This is a genomic window from Exiguobacterium marinum DSM 16307, assembly GCF_000620845.1.
Lineage (GTDB): Bacteria > Bacillota > Bacilli > Exiguobacteriales > Exiguobacteriaceae > Exiguobacterium > Exiguobacterium marinum.
This window is the reverse complement of sequence record NZ_KK211189.1, coordinates 1,014,095-1,035,169: the sequence shown is the minus strand read 5'-3', so window position 1 is coordinate 1,035,169 and position 21,075 is coordinate 1,014,095. Positions and strand designations below refer to the sequence as shown.

Here is a 21,075-nt window from a genome sequence, read left to right as displayed (position 1 = left end):
AGCTTTCGCTGGGCCATGCTCATTTCGGTACGTTGATCGTATTCGTCGTGCCGTTCGAGAGCGTATACGTGACGACGTATTGCTCCGGTTGCTCGGCTAACGAGGCGTCGACGATTGACGTGCTCGTCCGGTCAATCCGGATGAGCGTGAGGTAACGGACGTCATCCCCATACTCGATCGAGACGACTTGTTCACGCGGCTTCCATTCGAAGTTGCGGACGGACAAGTGACTCGGCTGAATCGACATGTACGACTCTTCGTCCGTCTCGAGCTGCATCAACTGGATCGTCCGGCGCTTGTCGTCCCGGAACGTCACGTTCTGAGCGTCCGTCGAGCCGGCGTAAGGCTTCAAGCCGTCACCGAGATGGAATCGCTGCACGAACATATCCGGGGCCTGAGAAGTGATCTTGTCGTAGACGACGAGCGTCTTCGCCTTGTCATAGACGAGCGTTCGGCGATGCGTCGCGCCTTTCCCGACGAGGGCACTCTCCCCGATGGCGATACTCGTATCGCCCTTGTCTTCGACCGATACGATCCGGCTCTTGCCGACCATACTCGCACTCAAGTCAAGACCATCCCCGTAGCGGTGCACGGTGTTGTGCGCCTCGACCTTGAGCACTTCCCGTCGTCGTGGGTCCGTCGAGTAGCCAAAGCGTCCCGTCTCGACGATGAAGTCACGGGCGAGCCCGTAAAGGTCGATGCTCAAGTCATCGGCGTGCTTGTGGGCGGTACTATGGTACCCCGCCGTCATCATCACTTGGGTCGCTCCCGAGAACGACTCCGGTGGACGTGACCAATATTCACGCATGAAGCTGTACTGGTCGCCGAGTTGTTTCGTCAACAGTTGCGGCACCGTCCCCTCTGCCCCACCACTGACGGCGTAGGAGAGTTCCGGATAGTTCTCGGTATTCGGAATGATGTTCATCGCTTTTAAATAGCCGGTCGTGTCGCCGAAAATCGGGAGCGTCCGGTTCGGCTTCAACATATAGGTGAGCTGGTCCGGCATCTTCTCGATATAACCAGACCGTGACGGCAAGACGAAGGCGTTGGCGTCAGCCCATTCGATAAACCGTGACAACGTATGATACACGTATACATGATAGTACGGCGAATGTTCGAGATGGACCCCGTCCGGCGAGATGCTGAAGGCGAGTTGAGCCTGTAGACGCGAGCTCGCGACGGACTGCCACGTCTTGCTCTTGTCGAACTCTGGGAACGTCTGCGCGATCGCCGTGAGCGCCATGTCTTGGAAGATTCCGTGGTTATGCTCTTTTTTATAAAAGTCAGCGGATGCCAAAATTTCGCCGTGCTCATACAGCGTCTTCAAGATGAGCTCGGTGAACGCCGGGTCTTTGTTGAGCGACGTCTGTTTGTACACGTCCCAGAAGTTCAATAGATGGAAGACGCGAAGCGCTGTCCCCTGGTCGTTGTATCCCCATTTGAGTCGCTTGTAGTTATAGGCCGGGTGTGCTTTCGTCCAGCTTTTGACGAGACGCTCGCCATATTGGAGATAGGCGAGGTCGCCTGAGTCGTTATACGCCTGCGTCAATTGGTTCAACACCGTCATATAGTGGATTTGGAACGGGAACGAGTTGTTGTCGACAGCCGGCACGTCCTTATGCCAGTTGAACGTGTCGATGTTTGGCACCGACAATTGTTTCGGCTCCGCCGGGATGTACCAGTTGCCGGCGAGCGCTCGGTCCGCATACATTTTCGCTTCTTCGGTCGTCAAACGATCATACTCGTACGGGATGCGGGCATCGGTCTCTTTCATATATGTATGAACGAGCGGACGGTTCGTCATCGTTTGGATACGTGACTTCGTCAACGAGCGGGCCGGGACGACCTCGGCTTGACTCTTCTTCACGTAAATGCGCTTGCCGCCAGACATGGCCAGATAATACCAGCCGGACGGTCGGACGATGCGATATTCTTTCGTCGCGTTCGTCGTCTGGAGCGGGACCAACTTCTTGTCTTTCATTTGATGGAGCGTCGTCGACGGGGCGACACGGGCGTTAAAGTCCGAGTTTGCCGTCGCTTCGGCCGTGACCGGGGCGAACAGGAGCATCCCGCTCAGCACGCCGATCGACAATCGTGTATACAAAGGTTTCATGATATTCCTCACAGTTTCTGTTTGATTTTATCCTGTAAATTATATCCATTAAATAAAGTTTAAACAACTAAAATTTGGACTTTATATCCTTTTGTTCAAATAATTTCATAACTTCTAGTATATGCCGTTCGGAATAGCATGTTAGCAAGAAGAAAAGTCTACTAAAAAAGAATCCAAGCTACGTCGTAAACGGACGTGCGTTGGATTCTGCTGAATGATTATCGTTCATCAAGGTATTGATCGAGCAAATTCATATCACGAGGACGAATCGATTTGAAAAACTTTCGAATCTCACTTCTTCTCACGACTTCATATCGTCTCAAATGAATACAAAAATCCATGAGTGTGTGCTGATGAATCAGCGTTTCCTCTCCATCCTGATTGACGATATATAGTTCGGCGTCTTTGATGACTTCTCGAATGTCCGCGTCATCGCTACAGATCAAGCCAGCGCTGATCAATCGTGCGGCCGCAAGACTATGGATTTCTCCCAAATCGCTCGTATGCTTGAGCGGTCTGCCTTCCCTGACTTTCTTTTCGTCCAGTTGTTGAAACGCATGGCGAACTTCCGTCAGATAAACGAGATAGAGGTCATAGAGTTCATCCGTCGCAATCGATGTTTCCGATTCAGGATCGAACAACATCCACTCACCGTCATGTATAAACGCATCGACCCTTTGTCTGACAGAAGATATTTTCAGTTCATTCAATACCTCTACATGAATCAGAACTTGTCCATACAAACTGTTGATCCAATCAAAGACGTCGGCTTGTTGAAAGCTTGCCGCGTGAATGATGATGTTCGCATCGATGAACACCGGCTCCTTAATCATCGGCAGCGTCCTCTTGTAGACGACTGACTTCATCTTCCTGTAACGCCCGAGCCAAATCAGGACGATAAACAGAGAGTTTATTGGCGGCACTCAAACGTGTCAACCGTTCTTCTTCTACCGCTTTGACGACCACTTGTTCATAGGCTGAAAATGATTCGAAACGTTGGGCTTGATCCAATGGACTCGGGGCAATCCCAAGATGCTTCCGTTCTTCGCGCCAGTCGGATTCCTGTTCACTCAGATCAGAGAATCGGTAATGGAGTTCCCGGAGTCGTCTTACGACTGCGACGTAAGGGACTTGAGCCATATCGGCCAAATAGATGATAGCGGTCTTCGTATCATGATTGTCTTTCAGCTTCTCCCAAATTTCTTTTGTCATACTTTTTGGTAGCATGATTGCAGCGGCAAAACGGTCGGCCGCTCGTTCGTGATCGAATCCATCGATTTGCCACTTGCTCGCTTCAGACAAGTGCCATAACTCGTGGGCTGCGGTAAAGTAACGCATGCGTAATGGTTGGTAAGAGTTCAATGCGATGAACGCTTCTCCAGACATGTGTTTGATGGCGACACCATAATAGGTATCGTCCTCGACATATTGAAAAATGAGGTTCGCGCGTTTGGCTAACACCTGCTCGATGTAAGCGCCAATGAAAACGTGACTGTCAATGACTTGCTCTAAAAAATCTGCCGCGAATGCTTCTGCCGTGTCTTCCGCAATCCGTGCCGATGGCTTCATGGTCGTTCACTCTTGAGACCAACATAATCTTCTATCGCAAATTTCAAACGCTCGAGTTCCATTTTCGACCGTCGATTTGACAGTGTGCCTCGCAATTCGACCGTCATGCGTTCTTCCTTCATCGAAGCATCCGATGTCAATTCATTGACCGTCAAACCCAGTGCATTCGCAAGATCAACGATTCGTTTTGATTGAATGACGCGACTCTCATTCAACATATGACCAATCAACGCCTTGCTGACCCCGATTTCTTGAGCTAACCATTGTTGCGATTTTCCGTTATCCCTTAGCCATGATTGTATGTTGTTCACAATGATTTTATTTGCGTTCACGATGACACCCTCCTTTTATTTTATGGTAACCCATTTCAATCAAGACTACAAATTTGCAAATTAATTTTGTAGCCTTATTTACCATTGATTTCCCCTCTCTTTATTACGTTGTATAGGAATACATCCTTCAAACAATGAGGGACATCCTCCTATAATGGTTGTTATGCGGTTTTCGCACCTCGCCAACCGTGTCGTTTCGTCAAATCAAATCGGATATAGTCTCAAAATGCTGTATCCCATTTGCGCCAAGCCTTATGAATCAAAAGCAGGGATTCTCTATAACAACCATTATGCTGTATCCACCTAGGAAACTTGAGACGCGCGCGGGAAAGCAGCCCATCATGCCAGACGCAAACGAACAAATCAAAGAGTGGGAACCGATGATCTTTTACGTCATCCGCCAACTCCATCTCCATCCGAACGAAGTCGACGATGCCGCCCAGACGGCACGAATCGCCCTATGGCGAGCCATCCAAGACGGCAAGACGCTAGGGAAAACCTACTGTTTCATCCGTATCCGTGGGGCAATCTTAAACGAGCGAGCCAAGCAGGCGAAGACGCTCCAGCACGAGGTGACGAGTGAACGGCTCCCCGAGCAAATCGACAAGAGCGAGGTGCCGCTGTCCCTTTGGCTAGACGACAAGCGTTCCACTTTACCAAATCGTCATTTCACCTTACTCTGCCATATGCTTCACGGAACTGAAGCCTCGCTCGGATACTCCCCGAGCCGCCTCCGTGCCTACAAGGCCGAACTCCAGCGGATGCTCCGTGAGGACAACGAGTAAGAGGAGAATGAAGATGACCCTACACATGAAAGACGCCGTCGATCAACACGTCCACTACTTACGCATGACCGGAAAATCGGACAACACGGTCAGCCAGGCCATGTATAAGTTCGCCCGGTTCGAGAGAATCATGGGACAGAACCGAACTCTCGACGACTTCAAGACGAGGCAGGACGTCATGCCGTATATCGACGCCCTCCGCTCCGAAGGATGTCAACCGGTGACGATCAACAATTACTTGAGCGCACTCCGCGGTTTGTATGACTGGGCCATCACCGAGCAGCTCGTCACGCACAATCCGTTCCATCAACTTCGCGTGAAAGTGACGGAACGGACACCCTCGGACGTCCCTACACCAAGCAACTTACACCGAGTCATCGATGCGATCGACGTCCCACTGTACCGAACCTTTCTGACGCTCCAGCTGCATACGGGGATGCGCATCAACGAAGTGAGACAGTTGACACTCGACGCCATCGATTTGAATGCGCGTCTCCTGTACATCCACGAATCGAAGACGGGGAAACCACGCAAAGTCCCGCTGAACGATGCGGCTCATGCGATGATGACGACGTACCTCGAGGAAGAGCGCCGATGCATCGATTCACCATATGTCTTCCCGAGTACCCGTGGCGATCTCATCTGCAAGACGACGATCAACCGTCACTTGAAACGCGCCGCCGAGGACGTGCTCGGTACATCCGTCACGTCGCATACGCTCCGGCACGCCTTCACGTCACATCTCTATGACAAGGGCGTCAAGGAGACGACCTTGTCCGAGTTGCTCGGCCATAGCGAGCCGAAGACGACCCGGCGCTATATCCGCGTGCGCGAGGACCATCTGCGGGATGCGGTGGAAAGACTGACGTTGGAGTGAATACAGGAACATAAAAAATCCGGTCCACGAGGGACCGGATTTTTGATCATCTTTTCATCACAAATACCTTCAATAGATATCCGATGATTCCAATCAATGCGGCAATCGCAAGATACACGATTGGCACGAGAAGTTGCGGGGCTGTCAAAGATACAACGTAAATAAACATCGCAGTAATAAAGAAAAGTAGTAGGAACAAGCTGACATGTTTCAATGTATTTCCCCCTTCACAATCTGTACGCTTTAGACTGTCCTCACCGAGTCACTTTATCACCTCGATCTAATCGCCGTCTCGGTAGTCTATTTTTTTGACAGGTCAAATACATTCCCTATTTGAATTTTAAGATATAGAAAATTAAGGAAATAAATTCACCTCATGGTATACTTTGAAAAAGAAGTAAATCCAATTTTTGAGGTGTATCTATGAAACGAATCTTACTCGTCCTCGTCTTGATCGGCGCGTGGGGATTTGTCACCCCGATCGACTCCGTTCAGGCTGCGACGAACCCGTTCCACATCCGCTCCGTCCCGAACGCCATCGTCTATGAGATGAAAAGCGGGAAGCTGACGAAAGTGGCGACCTATTCGACGACGAAACGCTATGCGGCGATCAGTACGTCCGGCTGGTACTATGTCGCCCTGAGCGGTGGAAAGAAGGTCTACATAAAGAAGAGTCAGGCGAAGCTCTTACTCGCTGACGCCATCACCCGTTCAAACTTAACGTCGAGCGGGACAGCACGACTGTCGCATGAATACATGCGACAGATGGCACCGCACGCCCCGTACGAATACGAGCGTCTCACCGAAGCGAGGGCGATCGACTATGCGAACCGGGCCCTTCGTGGGGATTGGTACGTCCCGTCCACACCGCATCGTCTGTCGGTCCCAAACATCGACACGTTCGACTGGCATCGGGACATCCCGAGCTCTTCAAGCAACTCGTATCCGTTCCAAATCCACTATTTGACGGTGTTGAACCAATTGACACAAGCCTACAATGCGACAAACGACACCGCGTATTTGAAATACGGGATGCGTGTCGTGAAAAGTTGGACGAAAGCCCACCCGGTCGCCAACTACAAACAGTACCGTTGGCCGTATAATGACCACGGCACATCGGTCCGGACGTTCCATTTGTTGAACTTCTGGGACGTGTACAAGTCGTCGTCCCTTTACAAAGACACGGCATTCACGGGTCTCATGCTGCGGACGCTCCATGAGCACGGCACGTTGCTCGCGACATCGAGTTTTTATAAGTATGAACATAACCACGGCGTGTTCCAGGACATGGCGCTCACGGCGATCGCGCAGACGTTCCCGCAGTTCGACCAAAGCGCGAGATGGAAAACCGTCGCTGACAGCCGGCTCGACAAACAGATCCGCCACAGCATCACGTCGGACGCCGTCCATCTCGAGCATTCACCGGGCTATCAGGCGTACATGTATCACGTGCTCGACCGCTTCGTCATCTGGGCGGACGACAACCGCTTCACGCTCCCGTCCAGCATGAACCGCGTCGAATATATGCCGAAACAGCTGACGTATATGGTCAAGCCAAACGGGACGCTCCCAATCTTCGGGGACACGTCCGGGGCACGACGCACGACGTCGATCATCCCGCATATCGAGGACTTCCCACAGCTCGCCTACGCGGTCTCGGGAGGGAAGGAAGGGTCACGCCCACCGCTCAAAGCGAAGAAAATCAGCACGCAGTATAGCTTCATGCGCGAGTATTGGTCTGCCCCACCGCGTGCCTTCAATCAGGCGACGCAAGTGATGATGACGGCGGGCTATCACAGCAATGCCCATAAACACGCCGACGACTTGAGCATCGACCTGTACGGGCTCGGTCGCGACTTCATCATCGAGACGGGACGCTACGGCTATACGAACCGTCCGGAACGTCAGCGCGTCTTCGGAGTCGATGCCCATAATACGGTCCATCGTGACGCTTCGAACCTCGACTTGAACACTTCGATGCGCGAGAAGAGCAAGATTGTCACCGTCAAAAACCTCGGTCCGTCACTCCTCGCGATGGGTGAAAGCAAACTCATCGGCAAAGGGGCGACGCATCGCCGGACGCTCGTCTATGATAAGGCGCAGACGCTCGTCGTCTATGACCGGATCAGCTCCCCGACACAAGAGAAATTCGTGCAGCGATTCCACCTTGCGGAAGGTCTGAAACTGCTCCAGAGTTCGATGGCGACCCAGAACGTTGTCTATGGCGACTCGAACGGCCGGACGATCCAACTCATGCAGCTCAACCTGAAAAATTCATCGATGCGCAACAGCACGAGTTTCGTCGCCGTCGAGGATTATGAATGGAAGCCGCGTCCGCAAGTCATCTCGTATAACACCGGGAAAGACGTGCGCTACCTCACACTCATCCGACTCGACCAGTCGAAGACGACGATCCGGTCGGCGAGTGTGAAAGTATCCGGTTCGAACTATATCGTGACGTATACCCTCTCGAATAAAGAGACGAGACAGATCAGTGTGCCGATCTAAACAAACAGGTCCTTTACGCCATGTTCGCGTAAAGGACCTGTTTTTTACTTATGCCGTCTTCCGTCTTGTCGTCCACAGGAATCCGATCCCGATGACGAGAAGCACCAAGCCGATCAACCAACCGTTCGACGATTCGCCACCTAAGAATGGGAGTCGCTCCGTCAATGTCGGTTTCTTGCTGTCGCCTGCACCGAGTGTCGATTCAGAGTCGGCGTCATCGTAACCGCCTCCTCCGGCACCGCCAGGGATTTCTGTCTCTTCAAATTCGAAATACTCTGCCGTGTTTTCTACAGTGATCTGTTGTTCGTTCGCACCACCACGCTCGAATCGGATCGTCCGTGGCGTCTCGTCCAACTCATAGCCGAACGGCGCCTCGGTTTCCGTGAGCGTGTACGTGCCGAGTCTCAAGTCGGTCACGCGCGCTTCACCCGACGCATCCGTCGTGAGAGTGATCACCTTACCGGTTGAATCGGTCAACGTGAACGTAGCCCCTTCGAGCGGTTCACCCGTCTCACTGTCGACCTTCTTGACGAGGAGCGTCTTGATGCGGTCGTTTTCTACCTTGACCGTCTTCTCGACATCTCCGCGCTCGAACGTGAACGCATACGGTGACTCATCTAAGAAGTACCCCTTCGGTGCCTTCGTCTCGACGAACTGATAGTCGCCTGGAACGAGCCCCTCGACGACAATCTCTCCGTCTTCATTCGTGACGAGGTCCGCTTTCACGACTTCGCTATCACCGTTCAACAGCTTGAACGTCGCACCGGCCAACACATTACCGGTCTCGCTGTCCGTCTTGACGAGTCGCACCGATTTGTACGGGTCGTTCGTCACATTGACCGCGAGGACTTCATTCGTTCCGCGTGTGAGCGTGAACTCGTGTTTTGTCGTATCTAAGATATAACCTTCTGGAGCCTTCGTCTCGACGAACGCGTAGTCGCCCGGTTCGAGGTCACGGACGAAGATCTCTCCAGACGCATCTGTGACAAGTCCTGCACGGACAACGTCACCCGACGCATCGATCAAGTCAAATGTCGCGCTCGGAAGTACGTTTCCTGTCGTGACATCCGTCTTCGTGAGTCGGACTGACTTTTTCTGTTCGTTCGTGACAGTGAGTGTCGTCGGTGCTGCTTGACGAGATGCCACGCTGAACGTGTGCTCTTTTGGATCGAGCAAGTACCCGTCCGGCGCTTTCGTCTCGACGAACGCATAGCTGCCCGGTGTGAGCCCGCCGACATAAATCTCACCTGTCGCGTCCGTCACGAGTCCGGCGCGGATCGTCGTCCCGAACGAATTGACGAGATTGAACGTCGCCCCCGCCAGACGGTCGCCCGTCTCCGAGTCGACTTTCGTCATCCGGACCGATTTGTATGAATCGTTCGTCGCAATCACTTCTGTGATATCGTTCGTCCCGCGTACGAGCGTGAACGGACGTGCCGTCATGTCGAGCATGTATCCAGGCGGTGCGACCGTCTCTTGGAAGTAGTACTCGCCCGGGTTCAATCGGTCGACCAAAGTCTCCCCGTTCGCATCCGTCTTCAAGCCCGCCTCGACTAGGACACCGTCCTGTCGATAGAGCGAGAACGTCGCATTGGCGAGGCGTGAACCGTTGATCACGTCCGTCTTGATGAGACGGACCGACTTTTGCTGTTCGTTTGTGATGGTGATCTGTTCATCGACGTCTTGCCCGTACTCGACCGTGAACGCATGAGGCGTCTTGTCTAAGATGTAGCCGGTCGGTGCGGTCTTCTCGACGAACGTGTACGTACCGATGTCTAGGCGGTCGACGACGACCGTCCCGTCTGCTCCCGTCGTCACGTTGTCACGGACGACTTCGTTCTTACTGTTGTATAACGTGAAGACTGCGCCTTGAAGAGTGGCGTTCGTGTCTTTGTCGACTTTCGTCAACTTCACACGCTTCATCGTCTCATTTTTGACGTTGTCTTTTTGAACGACGTCACTCTCGAGCGTCACCGTGAACGTATACGCCTTTTCAGGTAACACGTATCCGTCCGGCGCTTCCGTCTCGACGAGCTGGTACGTGCCGAGGTCGAGGTCCTCAATCAAGAGCACACCGAACGCATCGGCCGCGAGTCCCGTGCGGAGCGTGTTTCCGTTCGTGTCTTTCAAGTCAAAGACGGCACCTGGGAGCGCCAAGCCCGTCTTCCAGTCGACTTTCGTCACTTCGATTGACTTGAACGGTTGGTTCTTCACACTGACCGGTGTCGCCGTCAGCTGATCCTTCGTGATCGAGAAGTCATGTTTCGTCGCATCGAACAAGTGACCCGTCGGCGCCTTCGTCTCGACGAAGTAATACATGCCCGGCTCGAGACCTTTCACGGTGATCTTGCCGTCCTTGTTTGTCACGAGCCCTTCGCTGACGAGCGTATCGGCGGCATTATATAAACTGAACTCCGCTCCTTCGAGTACCTTGCCGGAAGTCGACGTCTTCATCAATTCGACGTCTTGGCGGATCGTGTCGTTTTTGACGGTCGTCGCTTCTTTCACTTTCGCGATGGTGATATTTCGGGATGCCGTCGCGATCAAGTAACCGTCCGGCGCTTTCGTCTCGACTAGACGATAGTCCCCATAAAGGAGGCGACCGAACGTCAAGGTCCCATCGGTTCCTGTCGTGCCGCGACGGACGGTACGTCCGCTACCGGTGTCGATTAAGTCGAACGAGGCCCCGCTCAAGTTCTTCTCGCTCAACTCGTCCGTCTTCGTAATCGTCAATTCGCCGAGTTCTCCGCTCGCCGTCCCCATTCCGGACGTACGGGCGACTCGGACCTTCGATTGTTTCGTCGTCGTGTTCTCGGATACCTCGTCTGCCGTCACATAGACGTCGTTCGTGATATCCGTCCCGACCGCAGCCAGGATATACGAGTCATATTCTAAGATGTATGGGCGATCGATCGGATTGTTGAACGTAAGTTCGAACTCCCCCATCTCTTGGATCGCTCGGACCGTGTACGCATCCGTCGACAACTTCCCTGCCTTCGTCACCGTACCGTTCGGGGCGACCGTCGTCTCATAGACGCTTAGCGAATCGAGCAGGACGTCCTGATTATTCGATGGGACGTCACGAATGACGACATTTTGTAACGACGATTGTCCGAAGTTGATATCGATCGTCCAGGCGATGAGCTTTCCTTGCTGGACGCCTCGCTTCTCGTTATATTCGCCACCGTGGCGGACCGTCACCGTCGCCGGCAAGTTGCCGAGCTCGGTCGCTCCGTCTGTGACCACGGCCGTGTTTTTATAGGACGGCGCGATTTTTGTGTCGTCGATGTTCGTGTCATACACGATGACGTACGCGTCGCTCGTCGGGTCGTTGAACGTCAACACGAAGCCCGTTTCACTCCACACGACGTTGTACGTGGACGATGGGATCGGGGTCGCATCGACCGAGTAGGCGTTCGCCCCACTTCCGCGCGTCATCTTGGCGACGGTGAAGGAATCCTTGTCCGGTACTTGCGTCCCTTCCCACGTGTCGGTGACGGTCAGGTTCGTCGTCGCATACTCATGGTAGTTGATTCCAATTTTCCAAGTGATGTCTTTCGTGACGGCGTTATACGTGCCGCCTTTGAATCCGTTGTTGCGCGTGTTCGATGCCGGCTCGACGGAATCCGTCGTCGTCACCGTGCGTCCGTTCGATGATTCATCGACCCAGTCGACGGTCGCCTCGTTGACGAAGCTCGTATTGCTCGCGTCCAGACGCTCGCGGTAATCGAACGTCGTTTCATACGTGATGTCATGTGTATCGGTCAATTGTATGTTGAAACGGATGGTGAAGCCGTTCGCGTCAGGGATGACCGTGTAGTCCGTCCCTTTCGTCAACCCGCTGATTGTCAGCGAGTCCTCGATGAACGTCAAGCCCTCGTTCGGGAACGTGTCGGTGATGACGGCGTTGTTCATCTCCCGCTTGTCCCGGTTCAACTCGAGCGTCCACTCGATCGTTTCTGCCGCATAGTTTGGTGCCTTGTGCGTCTTTCGTAAGACGACTTGCCCGATCGACTGGGTCGCCGACTTCTTCCATCCGTTCACTTCGATCGTGTTCGTCACACTGCCCGGGGAGACGACGCGATTTTTCGCACGGGTCGTATACTCGAGCTGATACGCCGTCCCGTTCTTCGGCAGGTCGAACGTGAATCCTTCAAGCCCCGTATCTGTGATTTTGCTTGTCGTCACGGGAACGGCTACCCGATTCGCAATGTTCCCATTAGCATCAAGCGTCACCTCATATAACGTGAGATTGATCAATTGATGGGTGTCGGTGAATAAGTCTTTTACCGTGAGCGAGCCCATATTCCGTTGCCGGAAGTTGATGTCTGACTCCCACGTGATTGTCTGGGTGACATCGTCATAATTCGGCGTCCGTTTCTCGAGCTCCGTCCCTCGTCCGGCAGCGACCGTCGCCGAGGCCGTCGCCGTCTTGAACGACGTCCCTTCGAGGTTCGTGACGTTGTTGAACGTCGCCACCTCTTCATCGACGATGTCCGTGATGAACGTGAGGCGATAAGCGTTTTGGATCTTCCCGAAGTCGATGGCGAGACCATCCGTCGTATCGACCGTGAGCCCCGTCACCGGTTCTTCACGGATGACATTCCCGTTCATCGCCATGACGAGCCGGGTCACTTCCATGCTGTCGGCGCGATACGCCAAACCTGCAGGGATCACGTCCGTCCAGCGGGCATCCTCGATCTGTTTCAGCCCTTTGTTCAACTCGACCGTCCATTCGATGGAGCTCGGGTTGTACGGTCGGTCGGCGACACCGGCTTTCGTGATGTCTTTCCCTGGACTTTTCAATCCGACCGGTAACGTTTGCGAGAGCTGGTTTTCGATTGGGGTGATCGTGACCGTCCGCTCTTCTGAGATTTCGGTCGTCTCTTTCACTTGCGTCAGAGCTTGAATCGTCCCTTCGATGTTTGAGTATTTGTAGACGTTGTCGTTAAATCTCATCGTCGCTGTCCCGTCAAGGGCGAGCGAGTATGTTCCCATCGACTGACCGTTAAAGTTGAGCGGTGCGTTCGTGACCGCGTCATACACTTTCAACTCACTCGGCATCTGGAACGTGAACGTCGACCCGTCCGTATAACTGTGCCCGTTCGGGATCGACCAGTTGTAGTTGATCTCGACGATCGAATCGGTCGTGACCGTACTCACCTCAACGTTTTCCGTTGTCGTCGTCCGAATCGTATACGTATCTAGAATATTGTCGGTGATCGTCATGACCGGAGTGTCCGGTGGCTGCGGGTCCGTGATGACCGGGTCCCCTTCCGCGTACGCCATTCGTGAGACAGCGAACGGCTGCATGACGAGCAATATGGTCAAGACCATGGATAACCATCGTTTCATGTGCGTTTCCTCCTGCGTCTTTGTTTGCAGACATCACAAACGTGGAACAAGGAGATTCGCCTCAAAGAACATACCAAAAAAAGGCCGCCTTCTCGGAAGGGACCTTGGTCGTCATTCAGTCATAGAGTGTGGCACGATAGTCAGAGGTGATACGATACGTCGTCGTCCGTCGCTCGGTCACGTCACGCGTCACATCGATGACACGCCACTTCCCACTTACGAACACTTCGTTCCACGCATGATAGCCGTCGACGCCTTTCGCCGTCCCCATCACGAGACGGGTCGGGATGCCTTGGGCACGAAGGAGTGCTGCGTTTAGTGACGCGAAGTCATAGCAGATCCCCCGTTTCGTCCGAATGGTCTCGGCGTTATTCGGCAGATAAGTCGATGAGAGCTTCATGAGCTTGTTGTCGTCATAGTCAACGAGTCGGTTGACGTGACGACTCGTCATGAGCGCTTGCGTCGAAGTGGAGTAAGATGAACGTGACAACGACGAGGCGAGACGCGACGTCGCAGAATCAATGGAAACATTTTGGGTGGAATGAAGATACGGTGCCGTCGAATGGACGAGACGGACCGTTTTCTGAAGGCGATAGACGCGTTTATAGCGTTTGCCGTCCGATGACTGGTAAAGCGTGAATGAATAGTCCCCATTCCCATAGTTGACGTTGAAATGATTCTTCCCTCTATAGACATCGTAAGTACGGACCTGCTTGCCTTGTCGCACCTCGAACTTGAACGATCCTTTGTCCTTATTTGAGATGTACACGTCGACTTTCCCCGTTCGTGTATCGACACGCGCGCTCGCCGCATCCGCGACGGCAGGTCGCACCACAATCAGTGCGAACAACAATACCAACATCCCTGCGAAGAATTTCTTCACGAGACGAACCTCCTTTGGAAACTGGCTGCCATTTTACAGGCCCTATAGCTTTGCGTCACTCGCTTTCGCGTAGTTTTGCCATTATCAGTGAAGTCTTACGCCTCAACCTTAGCACATCAGATATGAAAACGATTTCTGTTTTTTCGATTTTATGGTAACGGATGTGCTAGATCGGTCATAAAAATTAATACTTCTAATAGTAATACCCTTTTATCACCAATTAACAGCTTTTAATAGTTATTGAAAATTATTATTGTAATGCTGACGAATTTTTTTAAGAGTTTAAAAAAATCTATCAAGTAATCAGAAGAATATACACAGGACAAAAAAACCATCACCCTTCTAAGAAAGGTGATGGTTAAGAGAACATCAGATTGACTGCATATCTCAGATTAAGGAGTTGTTACAACAAGACCTTTAACTGTGATTGTTTTACCATCAAGGAGGTAAGTTACAACAAATGTATCTGTTGCAGCAGCATTTTGAATATCTACTGTTTTAGATCCATTGAGATTAACCGCTAAGTCAGTCTTCGGATCTGTATTATCGACCAAGTTAGTCACTGTAAGAACAGGTGAGACAGTCTCGATTGCAACACCATACTGGTCAGTCACTTTAAGGATACCTTTCAACGCAGCTGAATCATCCGCCGTAGAGAGAGCAGTTGACTCAAACTTAGCTACACCATCAACGACAGCATCTTTTACGAATTCAACCTTGTCAGCTTTTGGAGCAACTTTTGAAATCGTTACATCTTTCATAAGTGTAACTGGTGATTTCTCTCCATCTACTACTACAGTGATTTTTGAAGTGATTTCATTCTTATCACCGAAAGCAGGATCGTTATCAGCAAGAACTGAGTTTAATTTCCCGTTAGTGATGTCAAGAACTGCATCATCTTCAATCACAGTGTAGTAAGAAGCTGGGAGAAGGACTTTAGATCCATCAGCTTTCACACCATAGACTTTGAAGTCTTGCGTGTGCGATGTAGCAAGACCATCTGCATAGAGTGTGCCAACTTCAGCAATCTCGAACGATGCATAAGCTGACTTATCAACAGTTGTGAATGACACTTTAAGCGGGCTTGTTGAAACTTGTTGTCCATCTTTCATCAAACTGAAAGTAAGGGTTTCAGTTCCTTTAGCAGTCCCCGAAACTGTGAATTTAGAAGTGTTTGTAGTCAAGTTATCATCTGAAACAGCGACTGCACCTTCGTTTTCAGTCTCAGCTACAACAACTTGCAAGTCGTTAGCACCTGCTCCAAGTTTATCCTTCAAGTCATACGTACGACCATATTGATCTTTAACGATGAAGTTAGAATAATCAAGAGTTGCTTCCCCACCAACAGCTACAGTGGTGTTTACATCTTTCAATGACTCGATTGTTGCAGCATATGCCGCAGCTTTTACGTCAAAGTTAAGTTGCGAAACTTTACCTGTTGCTGAAACTGTCGCAACTTGGACATCAAATCCTTTTGCACCAGCAGTGTATTCAAGAACAGCAACACCGTCTTTACCTTTAACGAGTTCAAGTTTCGAAGATGAGAAACTTACTTTGCCGTTAAGGTCATCAAATTTAGTTAATGCGTTTCCAAACTGGTCTACTGCAGTAAATGGAATTTGAACTTTTTCACCTGCTGCAACCATCTCAGCAGGAGCAGACATGTTAAACGATGCAAGAGCAGGAGCTGCTGCAACATTCACTTCATACTGTGCAACTTTACCAGTTGCCTTAGAGATAGATGTAACGATAACCGTTCCACCTTTAGCGTAGTTAGCTCCTGCAGTGAACGTAAGACCCAGCTTATCTTTATCAGCGCCAAGACCAGAAACTACGTTGTTGATTGCAAGTACAGATGGATTAGATGAAGTGAAGATAAATCCATCATTGATTTCTGTTGCAGTAAGTGCTTTACCGTACTGATCCATGCCGTTCACAAGAAGAGCAAATTCTGATGCTGGAGTCACACCAGAGAATGGCTTACCATCTTTGTGATAAACAGATCCGAATGATAATGAGTCAGCAACTGCAACATCAGCAATAGTAATCACTTTTGAAATGACTGTGTTCGTTGAAGCATTAATTCCTGTAACAGCAATCATGTCACCTTTTTTGATTTCAGTTGCCGAAAGCGTCAATACACCTTTGTTATCGTCAGATGCAGTAACACCGTTAGAAGCAGTCCAAGAGATATCTGTAGCAAGTGCTGAAGATGTTACGTCTTCACCGTATTGGTTCATAACTTTGTAAGCTACTTTAGCTTCAGTCTTAGCTCCGTTTGTTGGTGCTGTAGTTGACCCAAGTTCGATAGATGCAACTTTTTCGTTCATTACTGAAGCAGTTTTCGTAAGAGCTTCGTCTGTAAGACCAGAAACTTTTACAGTGTAGTCGCCTTCAAAGAGTTTGCTAGCTAATTCAAGCTTCGCAGACTTTTTATCTTCAGAAGGAACAACTGTCGCGTTTACAACAACTGATCCACGCTTGATTTCAAACTTAGCTTTAGAGAAGTCGATTTCTTTGTTGAAGTCAACTGTAAGAGCGTTAGCTGCAGTAGCTTTGAACTCTTTAATCTCAGCAGCAGTATTAACTACTTTGTATTTAACTGTTTTCGTAACAACGCCGTAAGCGCGGTTAGCATAAGTGAGTGTTCCTTCGAACTCCCCAACTTTATCTGTGTTGAATCCAGCTACTGAGACTGGTTTCGCATATTCGTTACCGTCTGCAAAGAGAACTGGTTGAACGCGGATCCCTGAAACAGGTACGCCTTGCTCGAATACGAATTCAGATTCTGGTTTGATTTCTTGTGCGTGGTTCAAGACGCGGACGCGCTTCTCAACACGGATGCCTTGGCCTTTTACAAAACCTTTAGCAGTTTGGAATACACCGAGTTTGTTCAAGTCTACTGAAGATTTGTACCAGTAGATTTCGCTGCCCTTGTATTCTTTGTCGAGTGTCGCGTCGAGGTCCCCTACGCGTACATAATCTGATGAAAGACGCACTGTCTTTGTTGCTGCGTCTGCTGTAATTGCAGGCGCTACTGCTGATGCTGCTACTGCGAACGCTGCCGCTGCAGTAACGAATTGTTTCTTCTTAGCCATCTGATGTAAATCCTCCCTTAGGTAGATAGGTTTTTCTACCGTCCTTGCCCAACCGATCTCGTTCGGAGTCATGTATCCATAACAATGAATAAAGTGCTAATGTTTATGTAACTGACTCTTCTGTAGACCAGGCGTTCTCCCCCGGTAGAAGTCTTTGCAAGAATCATCTTGAACAATTTACCAAGACTGTTCTTGGAAAACCTTACATCCATAATATACATAACACTTCCAAGCGACACAAGCGTTTTTTTTCGCAAAATTGGTAACGTTTTTGAATTTTGGAGATTTTAGTTTAATTCATTTTCGTATTTACCTTTTTTGGAAATGTCGAAACGAGTCGTTTTTTGTTGATTTCATGCGATTTAAGTTGAAATACACGTTGAAAACCATTTTTATACCATTAATTACCTTAAGTATTTAATTTACATTATTGATTTTTAAAGTCCCTTCTAATCCATACATATTTCCAAATTAAAAATCATTGACCTCTTTCACAAAACCAAAGTTATCCAAAATAGCACCTTTCATTCCAATTCCTCTTTTATAGGCATCTTGCTCAAAATTCGTCTGCTCGTGAGGACTTTGTGCCTAGCATCGATTTTTGTTCTAGTACGATTCGTTTATCAGTAATCAGGCAATGGGAGACTCAATAGTTTGTTTCTTCATGAACGACAAAAGACGGGTATCCCGATCACTCGGCATACCCGTCTCTCTTCTATCGTATAGTCTTATCGTACAGTCACCTTCGTCATCTTGCCCGGGCGATCTTTCAAGTCCTCGATATGGACGTTGATCGTCTCACTCTTTTTGAGCGCACGTGTCTTCACAGAGAACGTGCCGTTCGAAAGGATCGTTCCGCGTCCCAACAGCTGATACTTGCTGTTGCGGACGACGACACGCATCCCGGCTTCGCCGCGACCTGTGACCGACTTCGCGAAAGAACGGAGCGTGTTCACTTTCGGTTGCCCCGGACGTACGCCGGCTTTGACGACGACACGTTCGCTCGTCTCATACTTCCCGTTCGTATAGACGACGCGAAGGAGCGTCCCTGCTTTTTGCGATTGAATCGAGAAGGCGGCAACGGTCTGTTTCGACGTGCCTCGTCCGATCAACTTCTCTCCTTTATACACACGGACCGTTGTCCCCGACGCGACTTTCGCCTTGAACGTCGACGAGTTGTCCTGTGCCATTGCACCCGATGCATTCAATTTGAGCATCGACTCGGCGCGATAGACGTTCGCCTTCCCGAATCCGCTCACCGGATTGTAATACGCCGGGAGCGTCATGCCCAATTCTTCTAACACATACTCGAACCCGTCACTCATGCGTGGGTCGTACGGTGCGTCCCCACCCGAGAAGGCGATCGGGTCCGCCGTCCGCTGCAAGAGCGTTCGTACCTCTTCGACCGAAAGATCTGGGTGATACGACTTGAGGAGCGCGACGGCTGCAGCGACGTGTGGCGTCGCCATGCTCGTCCCGTCCATATAGACGACGTTCCCGTCCGGTACGAGACTCGCCACTTTCGAGCCCGGTGCGACGACGTCGACGTTGACGCCGTAGTTCGAGTAATCCGAGACGATCCCGAAGGCGTTCGTCGCGCCGACCGAGATCGTATATTTCGATGATGCCGGATACGATACGCGTGACTGCGCATCGTTCCCTGTCGCCGCCACGATGACGACGCCACGGTCATACGCATACTTCAACATGTAACCGAGCGTACGGCTCTCGTTGCCGCCGAGGCTCATGTTGATGACTTTCGCCCCTGCGTCGACCGCATACTTGATTCCGAGTGCGATTTGGTCCGTGTCCCCAGAACCGCCCGCATCGAGCACTTTCACCGGCAGAATCGAGACGTTCGGGACGATTCCGCGCATCGAGACGCCGTTGTCACGTGTCGCGCCGATGACGCCGGCGACGTGTGTCCCGTGACCGTGGTCATCGATCGCGTCGCCTTCCCCGTTCGGGTCGACGAAGTTCTTCGCGTTTGCGACATCGACCTTGCCTTTTAGGTCAAGGAGACGATGGTCGACCCCAGTGTCGAGGACGGCCACTTTGATCGACCGTTTCGGCAAGTTCAACGCCTCATACTTATCGAGGCCGATCCCTGCATTCGCGAACGGCTCGAGGATCGACTTCTGGTTGATCGCCCACTGGTAGTCGAGGCTGACGTCGGTCGCGAACGACTCATACGTCTGGACCGGCTCGATATACTCGACGTTACGGTCCGACTCGAGCGTCGACTTCGCCTGTGCCTGCATCTTCATCGACGCTTCTTCCACATCGACGAGCGCGAAGTAGTCAGACGGTTTCCCGATGGCGATACGCTCGGCCGAGACGTCGCTCATCGCGTTCATCTTGCCAATTGATGTGTTTGGTGACGATTTGTATTTGACAATGTAACGCGGTGCGTCACTGCCGTCCGTTTGAATCGTCATTCCGATCTTACCAAAGAGGTCCGTCACCGGGGTCCCGGCGAGCGAGTCCATCTCGAGCGCTGTCGCGATCTCGCCGATTTCGCCTTGCAACGCGGTCGGTACGCTTGCGTCGACCAAGGCGTGGAGACGGTTGATCGCCGAGGCGTCCTGGGTTTTGAGCGTATACGCCTTCTTGTCAACGAGTGCCGTCAACAACGGACGGAGCGTCTTCAAGTCGGTGAGGGCAGCTTTGCGCTTCTCGCCGTCAAACGTGATCGCCTTGACGATATACGGTGAGGCACGGTAGTAAAGGGCCGACAAGTCGCGACCTTCCTGTGACGTGCCGAGTACTTCACTTTGGACGCGACGGATGAGCTTGAGCATCGAGTCACGTTCCGGTGCCGGTTGGACGATCGATTCGACGGCACACATGTCGCCGCCGACCTGCTCGTATTTGACCGGGAGCTTGACCGGGTTGACGACGAGCTTGATGTCTGACGCGAACATCGAGAGGTCTGGTGCCGGTGGCTCTTCCCCTTCCGGTACCTCTTCTGTCGGCATGTCCATCATCTCTTCGCCGAGTTCCATCGGCATATACTCGACCTTGATGTAGTATGGACCTTCCCATGCGAACGGGAAATCGATCTTGGCCGTCTGTTCTTTCTCTTCCTTCGTCGCGCTCGCGCGGTAACGGTCGAACGTCTCATCCTTCGCCGCCATGTCGGCGCTCGGGTAGACGCTGATGTTCGCGAGCTTCGAAGATTCGAACGTGACTTCCATATGTGTCATCGCGGACGTCTCTCGTTCCATCTTGAACCAATACGTGTTTACCGGCTCCGTATCGGTCGTGAACTCGACCGCTTCCCCCGGAGTGAGTAATGTGGCATTGGTCATCCCGTTTCCACTGTCAGCGAGTGCTGGCGGCAAGAACGAAAGGACGAGGACGAGAACCGTCACCATCGCCACGAACTGCTTGAATCGTGCTTTCATGTTTTCCCCTCTTTCATATGTGTTGAGGCATGTACCCCACATCGTTCTACGATAATTATCGGTTCATGTTTCAAAAGCGTAACAAAAATGTTTCGACAATGTTTCAATCTATTCGTCGAATCGTCTTTCTTCCTATAAGGAGAGAGAT

Annotated in this window: 12 protein-coding genes and 1 riboswitch; of the genes, 3 read left to right on the top strand and 9 right to left on the bottom strand. The window is 51.3% G+C overall.

Annotation, left to right across the window (positions count from 1 at the left end):
- Nucleotides 1–19: 19 nt before the first annotated feature.
- The 4 genes from P400_RS0105700 to P400_RS0105685 form a co-directional block, all read right to left on the bottom strand.
- The gene (locus P400_RS0105700) at nucleotides 20–2,113 is read right to left on the bottom strand and encodes a heparinase II/III family protein (RefSeq protein WP_026825275.1); all 2,094 of its coding nucleotides are present in this window, start codon (nucleotides 2,111–2,113) and stop codon (nucleotides 20–22) included.
- A 218-nt stretch (nucleotides 2,114–2,331) separates the two neighbouring features.
- Nucleotides 2,332–2,946: a hypothetical protein gene (locus tag P400_RS0105695; protein ID WP_026825274.1), complete on the bottom strand. Its 615-nt coding sequence runs from the start codon at nucleotides 2,944–2,946 to the stop codon at nucleotides 2,332–2,334.
- Nucleotides 2,939–3,682, bottom strand: a complete 744-nt coding sequence (locus P400_RS0105690; RefSeq protein ID WP_026825273.1) for an ImmA/IrrE family metallo-endopeptidase — start codon at nucleotides 3,680–3,682, stop codon at nucleotides 2,939–2,941. Before P400_RS0105690 ends, P400_RS0105695 begins: the two co-directional genes overlap by 8 nt.
- Complete coding sequence (locus P400_RS0105685) at nucleotides 3,679–4,014, bottom strand: helix-turn-helix domain-containing protein (protein WP_051545949.1); 336 nt, start codon at nucleotides 4,012–4,014, stop codon at nucleotides 3,679–3,681. Before P400_RS0105685 ends, P400_RS0105690 begins: the two co-directional genes overlap by 4 nt.
- A 341-nt stretch (nucleotides 4,015–4,355) precedes the next feature.
- On the opposite strand from P400_RS0105685, the gene P400_RS0105680 reads away from it, so the two are divergent.
- Nucleotides 4,356–4,799, top strand: coding sequence for a sigma factor (locus P400_RS0105680; protein ID WP_026825271.1), 444 nt, complete (start codon nucleotides 4,356–4,358; stop codon nucleotides 4,797–4,799).
- A gap of 13 nt (nucleotides 4,800–4,812) precedes the next feature.
- Entirely contained in the window at nucleotides 4,813–5,676 is an 864-nt protein-coding gene (locus P400_RS0105675; protein ID WP_026825270.1) for a tyrosine-type recombinase/integrase, read from the top strand.
- Nucleotides 5,677–5,722: 46 nt separating this feature from the next.
- Here the strand turns inward: P400_RS0105675 and P400_RS15655 are convergent, their stop codons facing one another.
- Entirely contained in the window at nucleotides 5,723–5,890 is a 168-nt protein-coding gene (locus P400_RS15655; RefSeq protein WP_161634146.1) for a hypothetical protein, read from the bottom strand.
- A gap of 209 nt (nucleotides 5,891–6,099) precedes the next feature.
- Between P400_RS15655 and P400_RS0105665 the strand changes: the two genes are divergently transcribed.
- Entirely contained in the window at nucleotides 6,100–8,184 is a 2,085-nt protein-coding gene (locus P400_RS0105665; RefSeq protein WP_026825269.1) for a heparinase II/III family protein, read from the top strand.
- Between the two features lie 48 nt (nucleotides 8,185–8,232).
- Here P400_RS0105665 and P400_RS0105660 read toward each other — a convergent pair whose 3' ends face one another.
- The 4 genes from P400_RS0105660 to P400_RS0105645 form a co-directional block, all read right to left on the bottom strand.
- Nucleotides 8,233–13,539 (bottom strand): SpaA isopeptide-forming pilin-related protein, encoded by a 5,307-nt coding sequence (locus tag P400_RS0105660; protein WP_026825268.1) that lies wholly within the window; start codon nucleotides 13,537–13,539, stop codon nucleotides 8,233–8,235.
- A 115-nt stretch (nucleotides 13,540–13,654) separates the two neighbouring features.
- On the bottom strand, nucleotides 13,655–14,422 hold the full coding sequence (locus P400_RS0105655) for a transglutaminase domain-containing protein (protein ID WP_026825267.1): 768 nt from the start codon (nucleotides 14,420–14,422) through the stop codon (nucleotides 13,655–13,657).
- A gap of 13 nt (nucleotides 14,423–14,435) precedes the next feature.
- Nucleotides 14,436–14,512, bottom strand: a riboswitch (cyclic di-GMP riboswitch).
- Nucleotides 14,513–14,814: 302 nt separating this feature from the next.
- Entirely contained in the window at nucleotides 14,815–17,520 is a 2,706-nt protein-coding gene (locus P400_RS15760) for a hypothetical protein (RefSeq protein ID WP_026825266.1), read from the bottom strand.
- A 728-nt stretch (nucleotides 17,521–18,248) separates the two neighbouring features.
- Nucleotides 18,249–20,927, bottom strand: coding sequence for a S8 family peptidase (locus P400_RS0105645; RefSeq protein WP_026825265.1), 2,679 nt, complete (start codon nucleotides 20,925–20,927; stop codon nucleotides 18,249–18,251).
- Between the last annotated feature and the right edge of the window lie 148 nt (nucleotides 20,928–21,075).